This window comes from Hyphomonas sp. TMED31 (genome assembly GCF_002172815.1).
GTDB classification, from domain to species: Bacteria; Pseudomonadota; Alphaproteobacteria; order Caulobacterales; family Hyphomonadaceae; genus Hyphomonas; species Hyphomonas atlantica.
Genome location: NZ_NHCK01000028.1, coordinates 1 through 23,312, shown reverse-complemented (window position 1 = coordinate 23,312; position 23,312 = coordinate 1). Strand labels below are relative to the sequence as shown.

General features: G+C 58.9%; 20 protein-coding genes. 18 read left to right on the top strand and 2 right to left on the bottom strand.

The annotated features are described in order from the left end of the window. Positions 1 to 93: 93 nt before the first annotated feature. The 7 genes from CBB91_RS04575 (at position 94) to CBB91_RS04545 (ending at position 8,791) form a co-directional block, all read left to right on the top strand. A complete protein-coding gene (locus CBB91_RS04575) occupies positions 94 to 576 on the top strand; it encodes a MerR family DNA-binding transcriptional regulator (RefSeq protein WP_272982368.1) in 483 nt (160 codons plus the stop codon). Positions 577 to 692: 116 nt separating this feature from the next. Further along, positions 693 to 2,477, top strand: a complete 1,785-nt coding sequence (locus CBB91_RS04570) for an acyl-CoA dehydrogenase C-terminal domain-containing protein (protein WP_273012413.1) — start codon at positions 693 to 695, stop codon at positions 2,475 to 2,477. A gap of 189 nt (positions 2,478 to 2,666) precedes the next feature. Beyond that, on the top strand, positions 2,667 to 3,833 hold the full coding sequence (locus tag CBB91_RS04565; RefSeq protein ID WP_273012411.1) for an acyl-CoA dehydrogenase family protein: 1,167 nt from the start codon (positions 2,667 to 2,669) through the stop codon (positions 3,831 to 3,833). A 333-nt stretch (positions 3,834 to 4,166) separates the two neighbouring features. Further along, entirely contained in the window at positions 4,167 to 4,595 is a 429-nt protein-coding gene (locus CBB91_RS04560; protein WP_051602758.1) for a PaaI family thioesterase, read from the top strand. A 27-nt stretch (positions 4,596 to 4,622) separates the two neighbouring features. Next, positions 4,623 to 5,828: an acetyl-CoA C-acetyltransferase gene (locus CBB91_RS04555; protein WP_273012410.1), complete on the top strand. Its 1,206-nt coding sequence runs from the start codon at positions 4,623 to 4,625 to the stop codon at positions 5,826 to 5,828. A 29-nt stretch (positions 5,829 to 5,857) separates the two neighbouring features. Then, complete coding sequence (locus tag CBB91_RS04550; RefSeq protein ID WP_273012408.1) at positions 5,858 to 8,092, top strand: 3-hydroxyacyl-CoA dehydrogenase NAD-binding domain-containing protein; 2,235 nt, start codon at positions 5,858 to 5,860, stop codon at positions 8,090 to 8,092. Between the two features lie 42 nt (positions 8,093 to 8,134). After that, a complete protein-coding gene (locus tag CBB91_RS04545) occupies positions 8,135 to 8,791 on the top strand; it encodes a hypothetical protein (RefSeq protein ID WP_162175992.1) in 657 nt (218 codons plus the stop codon). Between the two features lie 81 nt (positions 8,792 to 8,872). Here the strand turns inward: CBB91_RS04545 and CBB91_RS04540 are convergent, their stop codons facing one another. After that, positions 8,873 to 11,476: a ribonuclease E/G gene (locus CBB91_RS04540; protein ID WP_273012406.1), complete on the bottom strand. Its 2,604-nt coding sequence runs from the start codon at positions 11,474 to 11,476 to the stop codon at positions 8,873 to 8,875. Positions 11,477 to 11,899: 423 nt separating this feature from the next. Here CBB91_RS04540 and CBB91_RS04535 point away from each other — a divergent pair, with 423 nt between their 5' ends. From CBB91_RS04535 to CBB91_RS04520, 4 genes are all read left to right on the top strand, one after another. Next, positions 11,900 to 13,114, top strand: a complete 1,215-nt coding sequence (locus CBB91_RS04535; RefSeq protein ID WP_273012403.1) for an N-acetylmuramoyl-L-alanine amidase — start codon at positions 11,900 to 11,902, stop codon at positions 13,112 to 13,114. A 41-nt stretch (positions 13,115 to 13,155) separates the two neighbouring features. Beyond that, the gene (locus CBB91_RS04530) at positions 13,156 to 14,916 is read left to right on the top strand and encodes a tetratricopeptide repeat protein (RefSeq protein WP_273012401.1); all 1,761 of its coding nucleotides are present in this window, start codon (positions 13,156 to 13,158) and stop codon (positions 14,914 to 14,916) included. 16 nt (positions 14,917 to 14,932) lie between these two features. Beyond that, a complete protein-coding gene (locus CBB91_RS04525; RefSeq protein ID WP_273012400.1) occupies positions 14,933 to 15,805 on the top strand; it encodes a 4-(cytidine 5'-diphospho)-2-C-methyl-D-erythritol kinase in 873 nt (290 codons plus the stop codon). Positions 15,806 to 15,858: 53 nt separating this feature from the next. Continuing rightward, complete coding sequence (locus CBB91_RS04520; protein WP_345906728.1) at positions 15,859 to 16,860, top strand: hypothetical protein; 1,002 nt, start codon at positions 15,859 to 15,861, stop codon at positions 16,858 to 16,860. On the opposite strand, the gene CBB91_RS04515 is transcribed toward CBB91_RS04520, so the two are convergent. Then, entirely contained in the window at positions 16,854 to 17,867 is a 1,014-nt protein-coding gene (locus CBB91_RS04515; RefSeq protein ID WP_273012396.1) for a polyprenyl synthetase family protein, read from the bottom strand. The two genes, CBB91_RS04520 and CBB91_RS04515, sit on opposite strands and share 7 nt — an antisense overlap. 186 nt (positions 17,868 to 18,053) lie before the next feature. On the opposite strand from CBB91_RS04515, the gene CBB91_RS04510 reads away from it, so the two are divergent. The 7 genes from CBB91_RS04510 to CBB91_RS04480 form a co-directional block, all read left to right on the top strand. Further along, the gene (locus CBB91_RS04510) at positions 18,054 to 18,545 is read left to right on the top strand and encodes a hypothetical protein (RefSeq protein ID WP_035553099.1); all 492 of its coding nucleotides are present in this window, start codon (positions 18,054 to 18,056) and stop codon (positions 18,543 to 18,545) included. Next, positions 18,542 to 18,748, top strand: coding sequence for a DUF2007 domain-containing protein (locus tag CBB91_RS04505; protein WP_273012394.1), 207 nt, complete (start codon positions 18,542 to 18,544; stop codon positions 18,746 to 18,748). The genes CBB91_RS04510 and CBB91_RS04505 overlap by 4 nt, the downstream gene beginning before the upstream one ends. Positions 18,749 to 18,792: 44 nt before the next feature. Further along, positions 18,793 to 19,476, top strand: coding sequence for a methyltransferase domain-containing protein (locus tag CBB91_RS04500; protein WP_273012392.1), 684 nt, complete (start codon positions 18,793 to 18,795; stop codon positions 19,474 to 19,476). 76 nt (positions 19,477 to 19,552) lie between these two features. Next, positions 19,553 to 19,690, top strand: coding sequence for a hypothetical protein (locus CBB91_RS04495; RefSeq protein WP_155841893.1), 138 nt, complete (start codon positions 19,553 to 19,555; stop codon positions 19,688 to 19,690). Positions 19,691 to 19,762: 72 nt separating this feature from the next. Beyond that, positions 19,763 to 20,659, top strand: coding sequence for a glycine--tRNA ligase subunit alpha (locus tag CBB91_RS04490; protein WP_035553106.1), 897 nt, complete (start codon positions 19,763 to 19,765; stop codon positions 20,657 to 20,659). A gap of 69 nt (positions 20,660 to 20,728) precedes the next feature. Beyond that, positions 20,729 to 22,594 (top strand): caspase family protein, encoded by a 1,866-nt coding sequence (locus tag CBB91_RS04485; protein WP_273012390.1) that lies wholly within the window; start codon positions 20,729 to 20,731, stop codon positions 22,592 to 22,594. 85 nt (positions 22,595 to 22,679) lie between these two features. Continuing rightward, the coding region (locus tag CBB91_RS04480) for a glycine--tRNA ligase subunit beta (protein ID WP_273012389.1) at positions 22,680 to 23,312 on the top strand (633 nt) is incomplete at its 3' end.

Below are 23,312 nucleotides of genomic sequence, written 5' to 3'. Positions count from 1 at the left end.
TTTGGTAACCTTGNGCCAAGACGCGGGAGTGACGGGATACGAAAATAAAAGTTTACGTTGACGTTCGCGTAAGCCGTGATCTAGATTTGCGTCATGATGAACAACAAGCTCTCCAAAATTTCCGCTGCGGACTCCCGCACCTACACAATTTCCGAGCTTGCTCGCGAGTTCGGCGTAACGCCACGGGCGCTCCGGTTTTATGAGGACAANGACATGCTCCATCCCGCGCGGGATGGGATGACGCGTGTCTATTCCAACCGGGACCGCGCGCGGCTGACTATCATTGTCAGGCTGAAACGTCTCGGCCTGCCACTCGCGGATATCCGTGAAATTCTCGATCTCTACGTTCTGGACGATGGGCAACGGGCCCAGATGCGGATGTCGCTCGACAAGTTCCGCAAGCAGGTCAAGGAACTGGAAATTCAGCGCGGCGATATCGATACCGCGCTGACCGAGCTGCGAAAGGGTATTGCCTGGCTGGAAACGCAGATCGCCAATACCGGGCCGTCTGACGAAAATAAGCGACAATTGGCGGCATATGACGAGATTGCCCGCCGACAGCTCGACGAAGTTTGATCTGAGCCAACCCAATTCTCGCCCCACCCAGCAGATGCCGCGGTGGGGTTAAATCATTTAGACAGGCGCTGCACGGGAGCAATCCAGTCGAGCGCCGGATTTACAGGAAGCACACAATGCCCCGTTACGACGCGCCAATTCGCGACATGCAATTCATCCTGCAGGAACTGCTGGAGATTCAGAACTATTCAAACCTTCCCGGCTTCGAGGAGGCTACGCCTGACCTTGTGAATGCGATCCTGGATGAGGGGGGCAAGTTCGCCAAGGAAGTCCTGTTCCCACTCAATACAATTGGCGACAAACAGGGCTGTGTTCGCAGTGACGATGCCAGTGTGAAAACGCCAGATGGCTTTCCAGAGGCCTATAAGCAGCTGGTTGAGAATGGCTGGCCGCTTCTGTCGGCGCAGCCTGAAATGGGCGGTCAGGGCCTGCCGCATGTCGTCAATATTGCGTGGACGGAAATGGTCTCGTCCGCGAATATGGCGTTCGGCATGTATCCGGGCCTGACGCACGGCGCATTCCAGGCGCTGATGGCGGGTGGATCTGAAGAGCTGAAAGCGAAGTACGGCCCGAAAATGGCCTCTGCCGAATGGGCCGGTACGATGAATTTGACCGAGCCGCATTGCGGAACGGACCTCGGCCTGATGAAGACCAAGGCNGTGCCGCAGGGCGACGGCACCTACAAGATTTCCGGCCAGAAGATCTGGATTTCCGGCGGCGAGCAGGATCTCACCGAGAATATCATTCACCTCGTGCTTGCGCGTATCGAAGGCGCGCCGGAGGGCATCAAGGGTGTGTCGCTTTTTGTCGTNCCGAAATTCCTCGTCAACGAGGACGGTTCACTGGGTGAGCGCAATGCGTGTTCCTGTGGTGGCCTTGAAGAGAAGATGGGCATTCACGGCAATGCGACCTGCGTCATGAATTATGACGGCGCCACCGGCTGGCTGGTCGGCGAAGAACACAAGGGCATGCGCACCATGTTCGTCATGATGAATGAGGCGCGCCTTGGTGTTGGCCTGCAGGGGCTCGCGCAGGCTTCCGTCGCTTATCAGAACGCCGTCGACTTCGCGAAAGACCGACTGCAAGGCCGTTCCTTGACCGGGNCGAAGGCGCCAGAGCAGCCAGCTGATCCGATCATCGTGCACCCGGATGTGCGCCGNATGCTTATGGANCAGAAGGCCTTCATCGAGGGTGCACGGGCGNTGACCTACTGGACCGCATTCCAGGGCGACCTGCAGCACAANTCGCCGGATGAAAAGGTTCGCGAAAAGGCTGGCGACTANATGGCTCTNCTGACACCCGTTATCAAAGCCTACCTCACCCATATGGGGTTCGAGAAAGCCAATCAGGCGCTGCAGCTGCATGGTGGATCAGGCTTCACTCAGGAATGGGGCCTTGAGCAATANGTCCGCGATTGTCGCATTACACTGATCTANGAGGGCACCAATGGCGTGCAGGCGCTGGACCTNGTCGGTCGCAAGCTTGCCGCCAATGGCGGTCGTGCNGTGTTCAGCTTCTTTGCCGAAGTCGATGAATTTGTCAGCGCGATTGAGGGTGACGCAGATCTTGCNCCATTCGCGGAGGGCCTTTCGACCCTGAAGGGACAGCTCCAGGAAGCGACAACCTGGCTGATGCAGAACGGCATGACCGATTTCAACAATGCCGGCGCGTCGAGCCATGATTACCTGCATCTCTTCGGCCTGACAGGGCTGGCACTGATGTGGGCAAAAATGGCGAAAGTCGCATCGGACAAGAAGGCTGAAGCCGATCCTTATTATGAGGAGAAGCTGGCAACTGGCCATTACTTCCTGGATCGTATGGTGCCGGATGGCGCAGCGCATCTCGCAAAGGTGAAGACCGGCGCGAAAACGATGATGGCTCTGCCGGCTGAGGCGTTCTAGGCNCGGATCGGAATTTTGATGGCGCGCNGGCNTGCTGAGTCAGGTTTGCGCGCNATCACACAAATANTTCATGGAAATCCCGCCGTTTTGACGTTGGGATAGGGCTGGGAATCCGGCGGTTCCGTCGCTACATGTTTACGTGAACGTAAGCGGCAACCGATCGCCGTGCGAAGTGGAGGAACACAAAAAATGCAAGCCAGCCCCCTAGATGTCCCAAAGGCTGCNTGGCGCCAGGACGAAGAGATCGAGATTTTCTCCGATGCCGTCGGGCANTTCTTNGAGAAAGAATGTGTGCCGCACGTTCCGCAGTGGCGCAAGGATGGCATTGTTCCGCTGGAAATCTGGAAGAAGGCTGGTGAGATGGGCCTGTTGGGCGCGTCCATTCCTGAAGAGTATGGCGGCGCGGGCGGTGACTTCCGCCATGAGGCCATCATCATTGAACAACAGCAGTGGAAAGGCGTCGACGGGTTCGGCATCACGTTGCACAACGCCATCATCGCGCCTTACATCGTGTCTTACGGGACAGAGGAGCAGAAGCGTCGCTGGCTGCCCGGTATATGCTCGGGCGAATTGGTCACTGCAATTGCAATGACCGAGCCGGGCGCTGGCTCGGACCTGCAAGGCATGAAGACGACGGCAAAACGCGATGGAGACGAGTACGTAATCAACGGCTCCAAGACGTTCATCTCTAACGGTCAGACCGCGAATTTGATTCTTCTCTGCGTAAAGACAGATCCGACGCAGGGCGCCAAGGGGATCTCGATCATCGCTGTCGAGACCGACAAGGTTGAGGGCTTTCGTCGCGGACGCAATCTTGAAAAGGTCGGCCAGCACGCGGCGGATACGTCTGAACTTTTCTTCGATGATGTCCGTGTGCCCGCGTCCGCCCTGTTGGGTGAGGTCGAAGGTAAGGGCTTCATTCAGTTGATGCAGAAACTGCCTCAGGAGCGCCATATCATTGGCCTTCAGGGCGTTGGCATGATTGAGCGGGCCATTCACGAGACAGTGGAATATGTCAAAGGACGCAAGGCCTTNGGTCAGACCATTTTTGACTTCCAGAACACGCAGTTCAAACTGGCCGAGTGCAAAACCGAGGCAACGGTCGCCAAAGTGTTTGCAGATCACTGTACNGAGCGCCTTCTGAAAGAGGAGCTGGATGCATCCACGGCGTCCATGTCCAAATACTGGATCTCGGATTTGCAGTGCAAGATCATCGACGAGTGCCTGCAGCTTCATGGCGGCTTTGGTTACATGGATGAGTACCCAATCGCGCAGATGTATGCGGACGCACGCGTCCAGCGCATCTATGGTGGTGCCAATGAAGTCATGAAAATGCTGATCGCCCGAACATTGTAATGGATCGATCAGGCAAGGTGTAGACGGGAAGGGTGATGAAGAACGGATTGGCATGGCTGGGCATTACGGTCGCGGTGATNGCCGTGAACCTTGGCCTGTCCATGTTTCAACCGTACTCGGAATCCAGAATTNTGGGATTGCCCCTTCATCTGAGCCTTGCGGCGTTGGCATTTGTGTTCGGTCTGGTGATGTTCGCTTCGCATCGCGTTTATGCGTCGTCGGTGAAGAAGCTCCGGGCTGCCGGGCTGACCGACGCTGAAATTGAGATGGTCTCTCAAGAGAAAGATCCCGAGGCTAAACTGCGCGAAATACTTGGGCGCAAGAAGGGTGATCATGCCTGACAGCCATCTCATCCGTGACGTATTCCCGACGCCCAGCCCGTCATCAACTTCGCTTGGCTTCGAACTTCTGGCGCTTGACATGACGGCATTGACGACACGAGTGCGGTTTGAAGGGCGGCCCGAATTCTGTAACCCGGCCGGCGTCATTCAGGGTGGCTATCTCGTAGCCATGATGGATGATACAATCGGNATGCTCGCCGGGATGAAGGCGGGCAAGACCAAACTGCCTTCGACGGTCGATCTGCATACGCATTTTCTACGCCCTGTTCGCAAGGGCGTGATCGAAGTTTCGGCGCGCCTGCGCAATGTCGGCAGGGCCATGGTATTCGCCGAAGCTGAACTCTACGATTCCCGCGGCAAGGAAGCAGCCCGCTCCACCGCGAGTCTAACCCTCAATCCGGTTTTGAAGCCGGCCACTTGAATATTCGTTTAAAAGGGAGCTACTCCAATGACTGAAGCCTATATCTACGATGCGGTGCGTACGCCCCGCGGCAAAGGCAAGAAAAGCGGATCGCTGCACGAGATCACCTCGCTCAGCCTCGCNACGCAAGTTCTTCAGGCCATCCGTGACCGGAATGAGCTTGACACCTCCAAAGTTGATGANGTCGTGCTCGGGTGCGTCAGCCCGGTGGGAGAGCAGGGCGCAGACATCGCGCGCGTTGCCGTACTGAACGCCGAGTATGCCGAGACGACAGCCGGTGTGCAGGTTGACCGGTTCTGCGCCTCCGGNCTTGAAGCCTGCAACATGGCCGCTGCGAAGGTCATGACCGGCGAGGCTGACATGGCCATCGGCGGCGGGGTCGAAAGCATGAGCCGCGTGCCAATGGGCGCATCCGGCGGGGCATGGTCTTCTGACCCTCAAGTTGCCCTGAAGACCTACTTTGCCCCGCAGGGCATCGGCGCTGACACGATCGCCACAAAGTATGGTTTTTCGCGCGATGACGTGGACGCTTTCGCTGTTGAAAGCCAGAAGCGCGCAGCTAACGCCTGGAAAGAGGGGCGCTTTGCCAAGTCCATCGTTCCGGTGAAAGACCAGATGGGCGGCATCCAGCTCGATCACGACGAACATATGCGTCCTGACGCAGACATGCAGTCTCTGGCAGCGCTGAACCCGTCTTTTGCTGGCATGGGCGCCATGGGTTTTGATGAAGTCATCAAGCAGCGTTACCCGGAGCTGGAAGCCATCAATCACGTTCACCACGCCGGTAACTCATCCGGTATTGTGGATGGTGCATCGGCTGTGCTGTTTGGCTCTAAGGAAATGGGCGAAGCCCTCGGCCTCAAGCCGCGTGCCCGCGTTCGCGCGATGGCCTCTATCGGTTCCGAGCCTGGCATCATGCTGACCGGACCGACCTATGTGACCCAGAAGGTTCTGAAGAAGGCAGGTATGGAGGCCGGTGACATTGACCTCTACGAGCTGAACGAAGCTTTCGCATCGGTCGTCTTGCTGATGATGCAGAACCTGAACATCCCGCATGAGAAAATGAACGTGAATGGCGGCGCGATCGCAATGGGTCACCCGCTCGGCGCGACCGGCGGCATGATCCTTGGCACGATGGTGGACGAGCTGGAACGTTCCGGCAAGGAAACTGCTCTCGTCACGCTGTGCGTCGGCGCCGGCATGGGCACCGCCACGATCATCGAGCGCGTTTAATCAAGATACAGACGAACGGAATATACGATATGAAACTCGAAACATTCGGTTGGGACGTCGACAGCGACGGTATTGCGCACGCAACATTCGACGTGCCAGGCCGCAGCATGAATACGCTGACGGCAAAAGCAGTCGCCGACATCATCGCGATCTCCAAAGAGGTTGCCACAAACGATTCTATCAAGGGGCTCGTCTTGTCCTCGGGCAAGCCAAGCGGCTTCTGCGCCGGGGCAGACCTTGGCGAAATGAATGAAAATGCTGGCGGCGGCAAAAGTGCCTCGGACATGTCTGAAGCGGAGCTGAAGAAGGCGCAGTTCGAACGCGGCTTCTCCCTCAACAAGACGCTCCGCGAGCTGGAGACCTGTGGCAAGCCGGTGGCTGTCGCGCTGAATGGCCTCGCCCTTGGCGGCGGTCTCGAAGTGGCGCTTGCCTGCCATTACCGCGTTGCGGCCAATGACAATCCGAAACTCCAATTCGGTCTGCCGGAAGCCAAGATCGGTCTTCTGCCCGGCGCTGGCGGCACGCAGCGTCTGCCGCGTCTCGTTGGCGTCCAGGCGGCGCTACCGCTGATCCTGCAGGGCGAAAGCTTCAATGCAGAAAAAGCGCTCGCCATGGGTGTGGTGCAGGAACTTGCTCCGTCTGCTGAAACCGTCGACAAGGCGAAAGCCTGGGTCAAGGCTAATCCGAACGCCAAAGCGCCTTGGGACGAAAAAGGCTTCAAGGTTCCAGGCGGTGTCGTCCACCGTCATCCGGGGGCTGGCCAGGTTGCGACCANGTCGAACGCAATGCTGATGTCCAAGACCTATGGCAACTATCCGGCACAGAAGAACATCCTGTCCTGCATCTATGAGGGTATCCAGGTGCCGATTGATGCAGGCCTTCGCATCGAAACGCGTTACTTCATCAACACGCAGCAGCGCCCGGAAGCGAAAGCCATGATCCGTTCGCTGTTCCTCTCGATGCAGGAACTGTCCAAGGGCGGCAACCGCCCGGCAGGGTATCCGAAGACAGAGTTCAAGAAGATCGCTGTCATCGGNGCCGGTCTGATGGGGGCAGGCATCGCCTATGTTCAGGCAAAAGCTGGCATCCCGACTGTTCTCGTGGACGTGTCCAAGGAGAATGCCGAAAAGGGTAAGGACTATTCCCGTCGCCTCGTCGAGAAAGCTGTGTCTCGCGGCAAATCGTCGAAGGAAAAGGGGGATGCCCTGCTCGACCTGATTACGACGACGGACAATTATGATGACGTCAAAGGGGCTGATCTGGTCATTGAGGCCGTGTTCGAGAATGTCGAACTGAAGGCCAAGATCACCAAGATGGCGGAAGACGTACTGGACGCGGATGCCGTGTTCGGCTCCAACACGTCTACGCTGCCGATCACNGGTCTTGCGGAAGCCTCACAGCGCCCGGAAAACTTCATCGGCATTCACTTCTTCTCGCCAGTCGAGCGGATGGGGCTCGTTGAGATCATCAGTGGTGAGAAGACGAGCGAAGCGACGCTTGCCAAGGCAGTTGACTATGTCCTTGCCATTCGCAAGACGCCGATCGCCGTCAATGACAGCCGCGGCTTCTACACATCCCGCTGCTTCGGCACGTATACGCGGGAAGGCATGGAAATGCTGGCCGAAGGCATCAAGCCGGCCATCATCGAGAATGTCGGCCGTCAGTCCGGCATGCCGATGGGACCGCTGGAAGTGTCTGACTCNGTNGGNCTCGANACNGCGCTGAAGGTTACGCGNGCCACGGCTGAAGCGGCCGGTATTGATCTGCAGTCCGATGACCGTACGCAATTCCTGGCTTGGCTGGTCGAGGATCAGGAGCGCGTCGGCCGCAAGGCGGGCAAAGGCTTNTACGACTANAATGAAAAGGGNAAGCCGGAACGNCTCTGGCCCGACCTGAACAGCCGTCTGGAAGTGAAGGTGGACGAATGCCCGCCGGACCTGAAGCAGCATCTGAAAAACCGTTTCCTCGTGCGCCAGGCCATCGAAGTGGCCCGCTGCTTTGAGGAAGGCGTCATCACAGATGCGCGGGATGCGGACATTGGCTCGATCCTTGCCTGGGGCTTCGCGCCATATACGGGCGGTTGCTGCTCCTATGTCGACCTCGTCTGGGGCATCAAGGAGTTCGTTGCCGAGGCTGATCGTCTGGCGGCCAAGTATGGCGAACGCTTCGAGCCACCAGCGCTGCTACGCGACATGGCCGAGAAGGGAGAAGGTTTCTACGATCGCTTCCCGCCAGCCGGAAAAGCAGAGAAAGCAGCTGCGTAAGAATTCCACAAGGAATTGAACCAAAAAATATTAGGGTCAATAGTGTTTATTACACTATTGACCCTTTTTTCTATTGATTGCCGCAACCAAAGCGGGAATGATTTGTCCCCGCGATCAATTTTGGTTGCGGGAATACAGGGGAAATATATGCTAAAATACGTTGCGGTCGCGGTGGCCGTTGTTTCGTTGGCTGCGTGTGAGACCACTTCGAGCCGTCCGTACACACCATCTACAGACAATATCATGGCTTTTCAGTCTGCTCTCACTGATGGGGGAGAGAAAGTGCAGCTTAGTGCATTCACGACTGCGGCTGGCGTGGAGAGTGATATGACGTGTCGTGCGCTAGGGGCCCTAGAAGTGGCGCCTGGCAAAACGCCCGTTTCATTCATCGAAGGGGCCATGCGTGACGAGCTTTTTGCGGCTGGTGTCTACGATCAGAAAGACGGATCCGTAATCAATGGTAAGGTTACGAACTTGGAGTTCAACTCATTCGGAACCGGTTCTTGGAAAATCGCTCTTCAGCTTTCTTCAGATGCATTTCCTCAGGGGTACGAAGTTTCAACTGATTACAGCTTCAAGACGAGTTATTCAGCATTGAAGGCATGCCAAAACGTAATCGACGCCTTTACGCCAGCAGTTCAGGATCTCATTGGTAAGGCCGTTGCGGATCCAAATTTCGGCTCACTGGTGGCTGAGTAACTCAGCTAAAGAGCTGTATCGCCAAACTATGAGGCCGGAGCATTACTGCTCCGGCCTTTTTTGTTCAGCTCTCTGATTGTCCTAGCGTTTGGCGCGGGACCACCAGCCGGTGCGTTTGGGTTCGGCCTTCTTGGCGGGTTCCGGTGCAGGCTCCGGCTCAGATGTGGCGGCAGGCTGCTCTGCCATGACAGGTTCAGCTTCCGGCTCCGGAGCAGGGGCCTCTACGGACGGTTCAACCACCTCAGCAACTGGCTCCGCCGCGTCTTCCCTGGCAGCAGGTTCCGCCTGTTCAGGTTCATCAGAGCTTGCTTCGGGCGCTGCGTCGTCAGTGCTTTCAGCAACGTCTTTCTTCCGGGACCGGGAGCGACGACGCTTGGGCTTGGCGGGCTTTTCGTCCTGGTCAGCAGGTGCTTCGCCTGAGGTTTCGTTTGCGGCTTCACTGGAGGAGTCACTCGGTGTGTCCGAGGTGGCTTCCGCTTGTTCGGCCTCCGCCGGTGCGGGCGTTGGCTCGGCCTCTACTTTCGCTTCGCTGGGCGGAANATCGTCCAGCATTTCCGCAGCACTCGCAGCGAGGCCGTCCAGATAGGCGCCGCCATCTGTTGGCGCTCCATCGGCTGCCTCGGTGCGGTTGTCGGAAGACCGGCGCCGCCGGCGACCTCCGCGACGGCCCCGGCGGCGGCGCTTGCGAGGCGCGCCATCCTCTGTGTCTCCGTCCCCTGACTCCGCCGAGGCGTCGGATGTCTCGTCATCCTCGTCGCTGGCGTCGTCCTCATCGGTATTTGATTCCGTATCGTGGGACTCGGCGGCATCCTGTTTGCGGCCACGACCACCACGGCGTCTGCGTCGCTTGCGACGGCTGCCACCGGATTCTTCTTCCTGATCGGAGGAGGCCTCGACCGTCTCTTCGTCGGCTTCGTCCTCATCCTCCTCCGTGACGACCTGTTTGGTCGGCTTGGCGAGGGAGCGAGGGGGCTTGCGTTTCTTGGGCTTGCCGTTCGGGTCGCGCTCCGCATCAATGACGAAATCGCCGGGCAGCATGTCTTCGGAGGAATGGATGGAGACGGCAAAGCCGGCCATCTGCTCCACCTCGATCAGGGCTTCCCGCTTGTTGTTGAGCAGGTAGAGCGCCACATCGGTTGGCGCCTTCACGGAGATTGCCTTGAGGCCGCCCATCGACGCGCGCGCTTCGATGGCCCGGATCAGCTGCAATGCCGCTGACGGAATGGAGCGGCGACGGCCTGTGCCGTTACACGCCTCACACGGATCGGAGGTTGCCTGCAGCACACCCTGACGACGCCGCTGACGGGAAATTTCCATCAGGCCGAATTGCGAGATCCGGCCATGCTGTACGCGGGCGCGGTCTACCTTCAGGTGTTCTTTCAGCTTTTTCTCGACGGCGCGATTGTTCTTGTTCTCGTCCATGTCGATGAAGTCGATCACGACGAGACCAGCCAGATCGCGCAGGCGCATCTGACGGCAGGCTTCCTCTGCGGCTTCCAGATTGGTGCGCAGGGCTGTCTGTTCGATGTTGCGTTCGCGTGTGGCCTTGCCGGAGTTCACGTCAATCGCCACCAGTGCTTCGGTCTGGTTGATGACGAGATATCCGCCGGATTTCAGCTGTACGGTCGGGGAGTAGATGGAATCAAGCTGCTGCTCGACGGCTTCGGCCACGAAGAGCGGATCTTCTTCCTTCCATTGCTGAACCTTCTTAGACTGGCTCGGCATGATCAGCTTGGCGAGATCTTTCGCTTCGCGATAGGCGTCTTCGCCCTGAACCAGAACTTCCTCGATCTCCTTGTCGAACATGTCCCGCATGGCTCGGTGGACCAGTCCGCCTTCGGCGTTGATCAGCATCGGGGCTTCAGAGGTCAGCGTCTTCTCAACAATGGTTTCCCAGAGTTTCGAGAGGTATTCGTAGTCACGCTTGATCTCGCCCTTGGTGCGCTTGGCGCCAGCCGTGCGGACGATCAGGCCCATGCCTTCCGGCACGTCCAGCTCGGATACGATGGATTTCAGGCGCTTGCGGTCTGCGCCATTCACGATCTTGCGGGAAATACCGCCTCCGCGCGGTGTGTTTGGCATCAGAACGGAATAGCGTCCGGCGAGGGACAGGTAAGTCGTGAGCGCCGCGCCCTTGTTGCCGCGTTCTTCCTTGACGACCTGAACCAGCATCACCTGACGACGGCGAATGACTTCCTGGATCTTGTAGCGCTTGGAAATGGACGCGCGGCTGGCCTTCTTGCGGCGCGGCGCAGCTTCGGCTTTCGCCTCGCCATTCTCGTCTTCAGAGTTATCCGAGTCGTCAGACTCGTCGTCGGCGTCGTTTTCCGATTCGTCGAAGTCTGAATCGTCGGCGTCTGTTGCGTCGCCATCGTCATCATCGTCTTCGTCGTCGATTTGCGCCGCAGCTTCTTCCGCGGCCTCTTTCAGAAGGGCCTCGCGATCTTCCGCTGGCAATTGGTAATAGTCGGGGTGGATCTCGCTGAAGGCGAGAAAGCCGTGGCGATTGCCACCATATTCAACAAAAGCGGCCTGTAGAGACGGCTCTACACGCGTGACTTTTGCTAGATAGATATTTCCTCGAAGTTGTTCATTGCCGGTGGTTTCAAAGTCAAAGTCGTCCACCTGACCATTGTTGACGATCGCGACACGGGTCTCTTCCGTATGCGCGGCGTCGATTAGCATGAGTTTGCTCATGTAAAGGAACCTTGTGAGCCGGCGCAGCAGCTCTGGACGCGACATGGCGCCTTGAGCCAGCCGCAGGGCCGGACTGGAAATTTAAGGGGAGGATGCGGTCACACCGGCCCGACTGCCCCTTGGGCAGTACAGGAAAACCGGTTTTGACTACTGCACCCGCGTACATATTCTCTGCTTTCCGGAGCGCGGCGCCCGCTTGCCTTTTCGGTGAAGCCGGGATCGCTGTCGCGACGTTGGGAAACTTGCTTGGTAGGCCTGATTGGCTACTACCGTCTGATACTGCCCAATTTTGACTCTCAAGAAAAGACCAAAAAGGACGCTGAGGCTGTGTAATACGTATCCTATGGTCAATGCTGGGTTAATAAACGGTCTGATAGGAAGTGCCTTCAATCCGGACAATGTGGATTCCTGATGACGCTTTTACGCCTTGTTTTCCTTGTGATCGCCTTTGCGGGTGGGGGATTTGCCGCTTCGGCCGATATCAGCCGCGTGCAAGTCGTCGGCAATGGCGAGCCAACGCGAATCACCGTTTGGGCCGATAGTGAGCAGGAAGGACGTGCATTCCTCGCACAATCAGGTGAAGCGCGCAGCCTGATCGTTCCGATTCAGGGGGATGTAACACCTGCTGCCGGGGATGGTCGCGGCGGTGTCGCGACCTGGGCGCTTTCCGAAGGCACACTTAGTTTCGCCCTTGATCGCCCATTGATGGTTGCGCGCGTCCTGGCACTGCCTCCGGCCGGGAATGAGCCTTCACATCGAATCATTATCGACCTTCAGGCCGTTTCGGATGCCCGCTTCAGCAGCGTGGCCAAACGCGATATGCGCAAGCTCGCATCCTATCAGGACAACCGGCGCAAGAGCGAACTGGCCGCTGAACTCGCGGCATTGCGTCCCGATGCTCCATTGCCAGCATCCCGCCGCGTCTCCGAGAAGACCTATACGGTGGTCATTGATGCCGGGCATGGGGGCAAGGACCCCGGCGCGATGGCGATAACCGGTGGCAGGGAAAAGGACATCACGCTCCGCGCCGCCCTCACGCTCAAGAAAATTCTCGAGTCCGACCCGCGCTACACGGTGCGCCTGACCCGAGACACGGATGTCTATGTGGATCATGAAGTGCGGGTCAGCATGGCGCGCGACTGGGGCGCGAACCTGTTCATTTCGCTGCATGCGGATGCAGCGGGCAGCCGGACGGTGTCAGGCGCATCTGTCTACACGATCAGCGCCAGCGGCGAACGCCGGATCGACAAGGAAGCCAATCGCAACAATTGGCGAATTCCTCTGGAAGACGGCGCGCCCCAACGCGTGAGCAGCATCCTCGAAGACCTGGTCAAGCGCGAGACCAAGACGCGCTCTTCCGAATTCGCGGAGATGCTATTGCCGGAACTGGAGAAATCAGGACCAGTCCTGCGGAATACCCACCGCGAGGCTGGCTTTTACGTACTGCTCGCCCCTGATGTGCCAGCAGTTCTGTTGGAGATGGGCTTCCTGACGAACAGGGAAGATGCCAAGCGCCTTCAATCCGAACAGGGCATTCGCAAGGCCATGAGCGCTGTGAAACGCGGCATCGACCGTTTCTTTGACAAGCAGGACATTCTGATGGCCGGGCAAGAGGCCAACGGGTGAATCTCCTTGCGGCGTGGCGTTGTAGCTGAGAAGCTTGCAGGATGAATTTGTTTCGTTTCCTTGCGGCATCTACAGTTCTGGCGGTTTCGACGGCTTGCGCGAGCATGGGTGGCCATTCGCCTTTCGACTCGTCTTTGATCAAGGATGCCCGGCCCGACGAAGCAAAAGCCTATAGCGATTTCCTGATTGCTCGCTTTGCGGCGATGACGAACGATCCCCAGATGGCGGCGGAGCGTTATGCATCCGCGATTGATACTGCGCCGGAGAAATCCGGTATCGCGGACCGGGCCTTGTTCGCGTCACTTCTTTCCGGTGAATATCCGGAAGGCGTGCGTGTCGCCCAGCGGGCCAATCTGCTTGGCAGTGACGCAGCTCTGGTACGGCTTACTCTGGCGGTTGATGCCTTGCGACGAGGCAGGGATGCCGATGCGCAAACCATGCTGGAGCAGAGCCGGTTTGGCCCGTTCAATCGTATGATCGCGCGCGGTCTTTCTGCCTGGCGCGTGGTGGAATCGGAAGGAACCGGCGCGGCGGTTCGCTACCTGGAAGACGGTTTGAGCGGAGACCCGCGACTGGATAGCGCTGCGCTCTACATGATGGGCCTGATTGAATTGTCAGCCGGCAATGATGATCAGGCGCTTGCCGTGTTTGAGTCGCTTTGGGAAACAGGGTCGAGGCTGGCGGTCGGTGTCGAAGCGCATGCGCAACTTCTGGCCTATCGAGGACAGCGCGCCGAAGCGTTGGCGATGCTTTCTGAATTTGACCGGGAAATTGGCCACAACGCCGCTATTGCGCGTCTTCATGAAGCGATTGAGCGCGGAGACAAGATCAAGGTTCGCCGACTGAAGCCGGAAGAGGGCGCTGCGCTGGCGATCTACGTGCCTGCGGCGGCGCTGATGAGCCAGACTGATGATGACGTCTCGGCAGTCTATTTCGTTCTCGCGCTGGCACTGGACCCGGATCTCCATGTGGCCCGATCACTCTGGGCCCAGTCGCTCGCAAATGCAGAACGATGGGAAGAGGCCATTTCAGTCCTCGTGCGCATTCCGGAGAGTTCAGCCTTTTACGGTACGTCTCGCGGCCAGATCGCCTGGGCCCTGCACAATAGCGGGCGCGATCAATCCGCACTTGCTGTTGCTCAGGATGCCCTGGAGAATTCGTCGGATCGTGGCCTCAAGGTCCAGATCGCTGATCTCTATCGCACGCTCGGGCGACAGGAGGCGGCAGATCGTCTCCTCACTCGCACAATAAGCGACGATGCACGACAGGGGCGAGAAGACTGGCGACTGTTCTTTGCGCGCGGCGCGTCTCGTGAATCTCTGGGAAAGTGGCATCAGGCCGAACAGGATTTGCTGAAGGCACTTGCCCTGCAGCCCGACGATCCGTCTTTGCTCAACTATGTTGGCTATCTCTATGTGGATCGGGGCGAAAATCTTGATCAGGCCATGAACATGATCCAGCGCGCTGCCGAGCAGGCACCAAATTCCGGTCACATCATCGACAGTCTCGGCTGGGCTCACTATCGGCTGGGCAACTATGACCTGGCTGTCGAACATCTGGAGCGGGCCGTGGAGCTAGAGCCGGGTGATCCAGTGCTGAACGACCATCTCGGAGACGCCTATTGGCAAGCGGGCCGCAAGCTGGAAGCAAAGTTCCAGTGGCGGCGTACCTTGTCGCTTGATCCTGCCGCTGAGCAGCGGGACGTCATTGAAGCGAAACTGACTGCAGGTCCGCTTGAGCCGGTGGTGAAGCAGGCAGAATCCGACAAGGGCTCGATGCTTCTCCCCCTCCAACCACGATAGAACGCCAACAGATCGAATGCCAACAACGCTTGCCCCCGCCAAGGTCAATCTTTTCCTGCATGTCGGTGAGGTTCAGGCGAACGGGCGCCACCCTCTCGATTCGCTTGTCATGTTTGCCGGTCCTGAAGCCGCAGATCGGGTGAGCGTGGAGACCGCAGACAAATTGACCTTGAATGTTACGGGCCCTCGGTCCGCAGGGCTTGAGATCGATGAGCGCAATCTGGTGCTTCGCGCAGCGAATGCCCTGCTTGAAGCCAGCGGGAAANTGCGCGGNGCTGCCCTGACCTTGGACAAGCACTTGCCCGTGGCCGCCGGGATNGGTGGCGGATCGGCGGATGCCGGGGCAACNCTTCGATTGNTGCGGGACCTCTGGTCGCTTGATGCCGACCTTGTTCANCAGGTGGCTGTGCCGCTGGGGGGAGATGTTCCGGTGGCTTTGACTNGACGCNCNGCTCTGATGCAGGGCGAAGGCGAGCGCGTTCTTGTTCAGGANGNNNTNCCGACCCTCCCGGCAGTTCTGGTGAACCCCGGCGTGGATTGCCCGACNGGTGCGGTGTTTAAAGCTTTTGACGCAGCAGGTGCAGGCGCTGGTTTCTCCGAGTTGGCCCGCATTCCCCGGTTCGAAACCGCGACCACGATGATCGACTGGCTTGAATCCCAGCGAAATGATCTGGAGCCCGTGGCAATCGACCTTGTTCCAGTNATTGGAAAAGTTCTGGCAGCCATGTCGGAACTTCCGCAGGCGCGCCTTGCGCGGATGAGCGGATCGGGCGCGACCTGCTTTGCCCTGTTCGACACGCGAGATGCCGCGGACGTTGCAGCGGAAGATATTGCTGCGACGTATCCCGACTGGTGGGTTCGGGCGACGGNACTGGGGGATGCCGCGTGACGGTCACCTACCTGTCTCTTGGCGCCGCATTGATCTCATTTGTCCTCTGCGGCGTGGCTCGGAAACTCCCTTTGCTCGACGCGCCGGATGGTGGCCGCAAACAGCAAAAAGNGCCCGTCCCACGCACCGGTGGCCTCGGCATTCTTGGCGCTCTAATTTTGGCCTTCGCGGCCTTTATGCTCACGTCAGATGTGGACCTGTTGAACGGAGCTTCACCGGCATCCCTTGGCGGTGCGATCGTGCTTGTGTTGGCCCCCTGGATAATCGGTTTTCTTGATGATTGGCTTGGGCTGTCTGCCAAGGTGAAACTGGTTCTTCTGATCGTTTGGGCCNTCGCGGCGGCCCTGCCGTTTTTCCTGTCAGGCGAGCCGTGGGCATGGCTGATCGGGCTCGGCGTGGTGCTCTGGCTGATCGTGATTACGAATGCCGTGAATTTCATGGACGGTGCCAATGGACTGGCTTTGGGCACGTCAGCAGTCATGACTGTTGGGCTGTTCCCACTCTATGCGATTTTGATGCTCTGTCTCGGCAATTGTGTTCCAGACCCGTTGGGCGAGTTCGCTATCGTCGCGCAATTTGCGTTCTTTGGCGCAGTGCTCGGATTCCTCGCCTGGAATTTGCGCGGGGTTCTCTATGCCGGCGACTGCGGATCACTCGGCACAGGGGGCCTGTTTGGTCTTATGGCCGTGTACCATCTCGACGTCAGCATGGACGGCGTACGCACGGCTCTTCTTGGAGTGACGTTGGCCTTGCCGTTCCTCATTGATGTTATTCTCACGCTGGCCTGGCGCAGTCTGAAGGGGCGCAATGTGCTTCAGGCGCATACCGATCATGCCTATCAGCGACTGATCGCACGGGGGTGGGGCCACATCAGCGTAGCGGCATTCTGGTGGGCCATGTCGCTGATTTGCGNTGTGATGGGCGTTGTGACGCTCTTCGGTGNAGCAGAGGCGTCGCCGGATGGTTTTCCGANGTTGCAATTTGTTGCGCTGGCTGCGCTCGCTGCCATCGGCTCGGCATTCTGGTGGCTGGAACGGTCCCGACCGGTTCAGTAGGCGCGGCTGACGCAGAAATCTGCAAGGTCTTCCAGCGCTGAACGGTATGGTGAACTTTCCAGAGACCTCAGCGCGCCTTTTGCGAGTGCGGCGTAGGCTTCAGCTTCTTGTATGGTAGCTTCTGCTGCTCCCGTGGCGCGGATCANGTGAACTGCATGGGCCAGATCTGCGTCCTGCTGGGTTTCCGGATTCATGGCCCGGTCCCAGAACAGGCGGTCTTCATCAGAACCGCGACGCTTCGCGATGATCACGGGCAGGGTGATCTTGCACTCGCGGAAGTCGTCGCCGACGGACTTGCCAATAACGGATGTCGTTCCGCCATAATCCAGCGCGTCGTCGACGATCTGGAATGCGAGGCCCAGATTTTTGCCATATGTCGCCAGCGCATGCGCGTGTTCGTCACTGCCCGCAGACATTGCGCCGGTCTCAGCAGCCGCTTCGAACAGGGCGCCGGTCTTTGCTTCGATGATTGCGAGATAGTCTTCTGTCGGCAGGTCACGGGCTTGCATCGCTGCCAGCTGGCGTACTTCACCTTCGGCAATGATGGTCGAGGCCGTGGCGAGACGATTCAGGATTTCCAGGCTGTTGGTTTCAACAAGCAGGTTGAACGCGCGGGCAAACAGGAAGTCTCCCACGAGAATCGATGCCTTGTTGCCCCAGATGGCCTTTGCAGCAGGCTTGCCCCGGCGCAAATCGCTTTCATCCACCACGTCATCATGGAGAAGGGTGGCCGTGTGGATGAACTCCACCGCAGCGGCCAGCGCGTGCGTTGCCGTATTCGGTTTGCCGACAGCGTAGGCCGAAATGAGAGTGATGAGAGGGCGCAGGCGCTTTCCGCCTGCCGACACGATATAGCCGGACAGGTCGGGAATCACGGAGATCGGGCTGGCGGCGCGAGTCGCAAGTAGGTGCTCGACCTGGGCAAGATCGTCGGCGACCAATGATTGCATGCGATCCACAATGGAACCGATGGCCTCTTTGCCTCTTGGTTTTGGCGAAAGGGTCACGTTGTTCANGGGCTCCCGTCATTTCTCTGTCGGAATGGGAAATAGTCTTACGAGACGTTCGCATCAAGCGCGCCGTGTCACCCGGACGCATCTATATCAGAAGTTGTGGCGCAACCAGACCCAGATCAGGTCGTTGGATAAGCTATCTATTTGCCAAACAGGAAAAAACCGGGAAAGGTCTGACTCATGAAGCCGTATGTAATGATCGTTGCGGCAGCGATGCTTGCCGCATGCACGTCAACCCAGTCCTATGGGCCCGCTTCGGGCACTGGGAAGATGGGGTATTCCAGCCAGCAGATCGAAACCGGTCGGTATCAGGTTTCCTATACTGATTCCGATGCCTCTCGAGCCCGTGATCGGGCTTTGCTGCGCGCGGCCGAGCTGACGCTTCAGGAAGGTGCTGACTGGTTCGAAATCGTCAACAGCTACACCGAGCAATCGGCAGATGGCCGACGGACCGGTTCCAGCGTGTCCATAGGAGGGTCTTCTGGTTCCTATGGCCGCAGCAGCGGTGTCGGCGTAGGCGTCGGGATTGGCTTCCCCCTTGGAGGCGGGAGCGGCCCAGCCGTCACCGAAGTCCTGGAAATCCTGACGGGCACGGGCGAAAAGCCCGATCGACCAAACGCCTATGATGCGCGGTCGGTGGACATAAATCTGCGCGGGACGGTGACTGAATGAAGGAAGTCTTTCGTACCAATGACCTCGTCAAGCTGAGCTTNATTGANCATCTGCTTCAGGAAGCTGGTGTTCAGTATTTTATCGCGGACCAGCATATATCGGCNGTTGAAGGGAATATCGGTGCATTTCCCCGNCGCGTAATGGTTGCGGATGATCTGGCGGCCGCGGCGCAAACCGCCCTGGCAGAAGTCGAACCGGGCTAGTGCCGGGGGTCACAGAAGACACGCTATACCAGGGACGGGTAAAATTGTTCCAACCCGAGAAAGGGTTTCGGGCCAGCACGGATTCGCTCGTGCTCGCAGCGGCCCTCCCGGAAAAACTGAATGGGTCAGCTCTCGAAATCGGGTGCGGATGTGGCGGGGCGCTGCTCACGGCGGCCTACCGATTGTCGTCCATGCAGCTAACGGGTGTCGATATCGATGCCGGCATGACGGCGCTCGCCAGCCAGTCGGTGACCGCGAACGGGTTTCAGGATCGCGTGAACATCGAAACCGGAAATGCCGCAGAATGGGTGCGTGACAAGGAAAACCAGTTTGACGTGGTGTTTGCCAACCCCCCGTATTTCGAGCCGGGCCGAATTTCCGCGCCGGGTGCGGAGAAGGCGGCGGCCTACCTCGAATCCCTCAGCCTGGACGGCTGGATCAAGGCGATGGCGTTTGCTGCCAAGCCCAGGGCGCCGATCGTGATTATTCACCGGGCCGCAGAGCTGGCGAGAATCCTGTCNGTGCTGGACCGACTGACGGGTGAAATCCGGGTTCTGCCGATCGCTTCGAAACGCGATGAAGAAGCCCGNCGNGTGCTCGTGCGCGGACGTAAGGGGCTGAAACGCGGGCAGGTTCATTTGCTGTCGCCATTGATNACACACACAGAGGATGGCCAGCCCAGTGCTCGCCTCGCCGCTATCCGTCAGGGCGATGCGATAGACTGGTAGTCCGGTTTCTCTGGGAATTGCCACATTTGCGGGTTAGGCTCCGAAATGAGGAGGGGGCGCAGAAAGGGAGATGGTCATGTTTGGCCTGTTATTCTTTGGCTTCCTGACAGTCGGCCTGCTCGTGGCGATGCTGGGTCATGGCGGCTTTTATCGTCTGGTCACCGGGCGCGGCGGTGTCAGCAATGACCACGACGAATCCCGTGGGTCGTTCTGATCGCATTCCCATGCTTGCCTCGTTCCGCGCGCGGCTGTAACCCGGCACGATATTGATATCCGGACTTCTGCCATGACTGCACCAAAGGCACATGCCAAACCGAAATCCTTTCAGGATCTTATCCTGACGCTCCAGAATTACTGGGCCGAGAAAGGCTGCGCGATCCTGCAGCCCTATGACATGGAAGTCGGCGCAGGCACGTTGCACCCCGCTACGGTTCTCCGGGCGCTTGGGCCGAAAGAGTGGCGCGCCGCCTATGTCCAGCCTTCCCGGCGCCCAAAGGATGCGCGCTACGGTGAGAACCCGAACCGGCTTGGCCATTACTATCAGTTCCAGGTTATCCTGAAGCCGAACCCGGCCAACCTTCAGGACCTTTATCTGGAAAGCCTGTACGCCATCGGCATTGACCCGACCGTCCACGACATTCGCTTTGTCGAGGATGATTGGGAGAACCCGACGGTAGGGGCCTGGGGCCTCGGTTGGGAAGTCTGGTGCGACGGGATGGAAGTCAGCCAGTATACCTATTTCCAGCAGGTTGGCGGCCTCGACGTGTTTCCGGTGTCCGGCGAGCTGACCTATGGTCTCGAACGCCTCGCCATGTATGTGTTCGGCGTCGACAATGTTTATCATCTGCCATTCAACGATCCGGACAGCGAAGTGCCGCTGACGTATGGCGATGTCTTCCTCGAGAATGAGCGCCAGCAATCGGCCTTCAATTTCGAGCATTCGGATGTTGAAATGCTGAAGCGCTGGTTTGCAGATTGCGAGAACCAGTCAAATGCCCTGCGCGAAGCGGGTAAGCCGCTGCCGGCCTACGACTATGCCCTGAAGGCGAGTCACACCTTCAACCTGATTGATGCGCGCGGCGCGATCAGCCCNACGGAGCGTCAGGCCTATATCGCCCGTGTTCGCGACCTTGCCCGAGGCGCCGCAGCGCAATGGGCTGAGCAGGAAGGCGCCGGCGCCTAAGGGCGAAGACCCGCGCATTTGTCCATTGCGGCCCGTGGGAGTAGAGTTTCTCCCGTGGGAGGACGCGTCATGTTTCGCGGGATATTGATTTGCCTGATGTTTCTGGGCGTCGCGCTCGGCGCTGATGCCAAGACCAAACGCGCCTTGATCATCGGCGTNGGNGATTATGAGCANCTGCCCGACCTNCAGAAAACAACTGGCGACGCGACCGGATATTCCGAGGCTTTCGAGGGGCAGCTGGGCTTTGAGGTCACCCGCCTGATCGATCCGGGTACGATAGAGTTTCTGGAGGCGTTGGATGGTTTCCTTCAATCCATAGAGCCGGGGGATGAAGTTGCCTTTATCTTTTCCGGGCATGGCTGGTCGNACGGCGCTGACAATTTCCTTGCCCTGANGGATGCCCCGCTGGAATCATCAGAGTTCGCGCTNCGCCGNCAGACGGTGTCTTTGTCGAATGACGTGCTGGCAGAGATCAAGGCGCGAAGGCCCGGCCTGTTGTTCGCCATCATCGATGCCTGCCGGGACAATCCCTTCGACACGGGTACGCGCAGCGTAACGCGAGGCCTGTCGCGGCTGGAGATCGTGCCGGGCACACTCGTTGTCTATGCGGCGGGCGCCCGGCAGAAGGCGCTGGACCGGCTGGGGCCGGAGGATGACTCGCCCTATTCGGTCTTCACGCGCAGCCTGTTGCCGCGCCTTGGCGACCCGGAGACTCCACTTCTGCGTAGCGTCGACGAGACGCGCAGCGAAGTTGCCGTGCTNGCGTCGAGTATCAATNATGAGCAGCGCCCGGCCATCTACTCGGACGTGTCACTGGATTANTGCTTCGCGGGTGAATGNCGCACCGATGTCGCCCTNGATCAGGAAACGGTCGACTGGGTNGAGATTTCCAGCGTCGGCTACACGGCGGTTGATCCCTGTACCAAATATGCGCGGCACCTTGAGAAGTATCCTGACGGGAAATTTGCCGAGGTGGCGCGCCGAAATCTCGCCAATCCGCCCTGCGCCCGCACGCGATTGCAGTTGAAGTCGGTGTCCTGGTTCGGAGACCTGAGCGGCCACACGGATGAAGTCTACGGTGTGGACTACAGCCCGAGCGGTCGGTTCGTGGCGAGTGCCTCAGCAGATCACACCGCGCGTCTCTGGATCGTCGGNATGACGCCAAGCCTTTATGGCCAGTCGACCGAACTGAACGGCCATACCGCGCCGGTCCTGACTGTGCGGTTCAGCCCAAATGAAGAGCGCCTCATCACGGCGTCTGAAGACGGCACGGCNCGCATCTGGAGCGCGCTGGGCGATGAAGCCCGGCTTGTTCTGGANGGGCATGACNATGTCGTCGCCTATGCGGAATACAGTCCGTTCGGGGACCGGGTGGTCACGGCCTCCTACGACAAGACCGTTCGGGTGTGGAATTCTCGATCAGGCGAGGAAATTTTGCGACTGTCAGGGCATTCGGCTGCGGTTCGCTCCGCCAGATACAATGCCGATGCCAGCCAGATCGTTACGGCGTCGAATGACGGCACGGTGCGCGTATGGGATGCGGAAACAGGTCAGCAGGTGCGCATGGTCGAATCCGGCGAATTGCCCGCGACCTATGCCACGTTCAGCGCGAATGGTGANCGNATTCTCGTAGCCTCTGCCGACAAGAGCGCGCGNGTCTGGGATGATGACGGCAATATGCTGGAACTGACGGGACACGAAGCGCCCCTGTGGAACGCAACCTTCAGCACCGATGGGGAATTCGTTGCGACCAGCGCGATGGATCTGTCCGGAAAGATCTGGGACGCGGAGACGGGAGCCTTTCTTGCGGGTGTGCAGGATCTCAGCATGTATGGCGCGAACTGGGTTGAGTTCTCGCCAGACGGAAAGCGGCTGCTCGTCTCCATGAAAGGGGGCGGCCTGCAATTGTGGGAGTTGACCTTCGGTGCGGACTGATCCGCCCATCTGCACGTCTGGCGCTTGACCCTGACGCCCGCGCTAGTATGCCGTGCAAGCTTGTAGTTACTGGCTGGACCCCTTCATGGCAGACCTGATTCTCGAACTCTTCTCAGAGGAAATTCCCGCACGGATGCAGGCCAAGGCCGAGCAGGACCTGGGTGCGGCGCTGGAAAAGGCGCTTGGCGAGGCCGGGCTGAGCTGGGCGTCGCTGGAAACAGCGTCTGGGCCGCGCCGCCTGACCGTGTTTGTGGATGATTTGTCCGAACGCTCTGCCGATGTGAAGGAAGAACGCAAGGGCCCCAAGGTTGGCGCGCCAGACAAGGCAGTCGAGGGCTTCCTGCGCGGCGCGGGACTCAGTGACATCAGCCAGGCTGAAGTGCGCTCAGACCCGAAAAAGGGCGACTTCTACGTGGCCGTGATCGAGACGCCAGGCCGGGATGCGACAGACATCATTGCGGAGGCTGTGCCCGCCATCATTCGCGGCTTCCACTGGCCCAAGAGCATGCGCTGGGGGACAGGTGAGCTGCGCTGGGTGCGCCCGCTGCAGCGGATTGTCTGCGTTCTGGATGGAAAGATTGTGCCGTTCGAGGTCGATGGCGTGGCCAGCGGCAACGAGACCGAAGGTCATCGCGTGCACGGCCGCGGGCCCTACAAGGTACTGGATCGTCAGGACTATGAGGAATCCCTATCCGGTGCTGGCCATGTGAAGCTGACG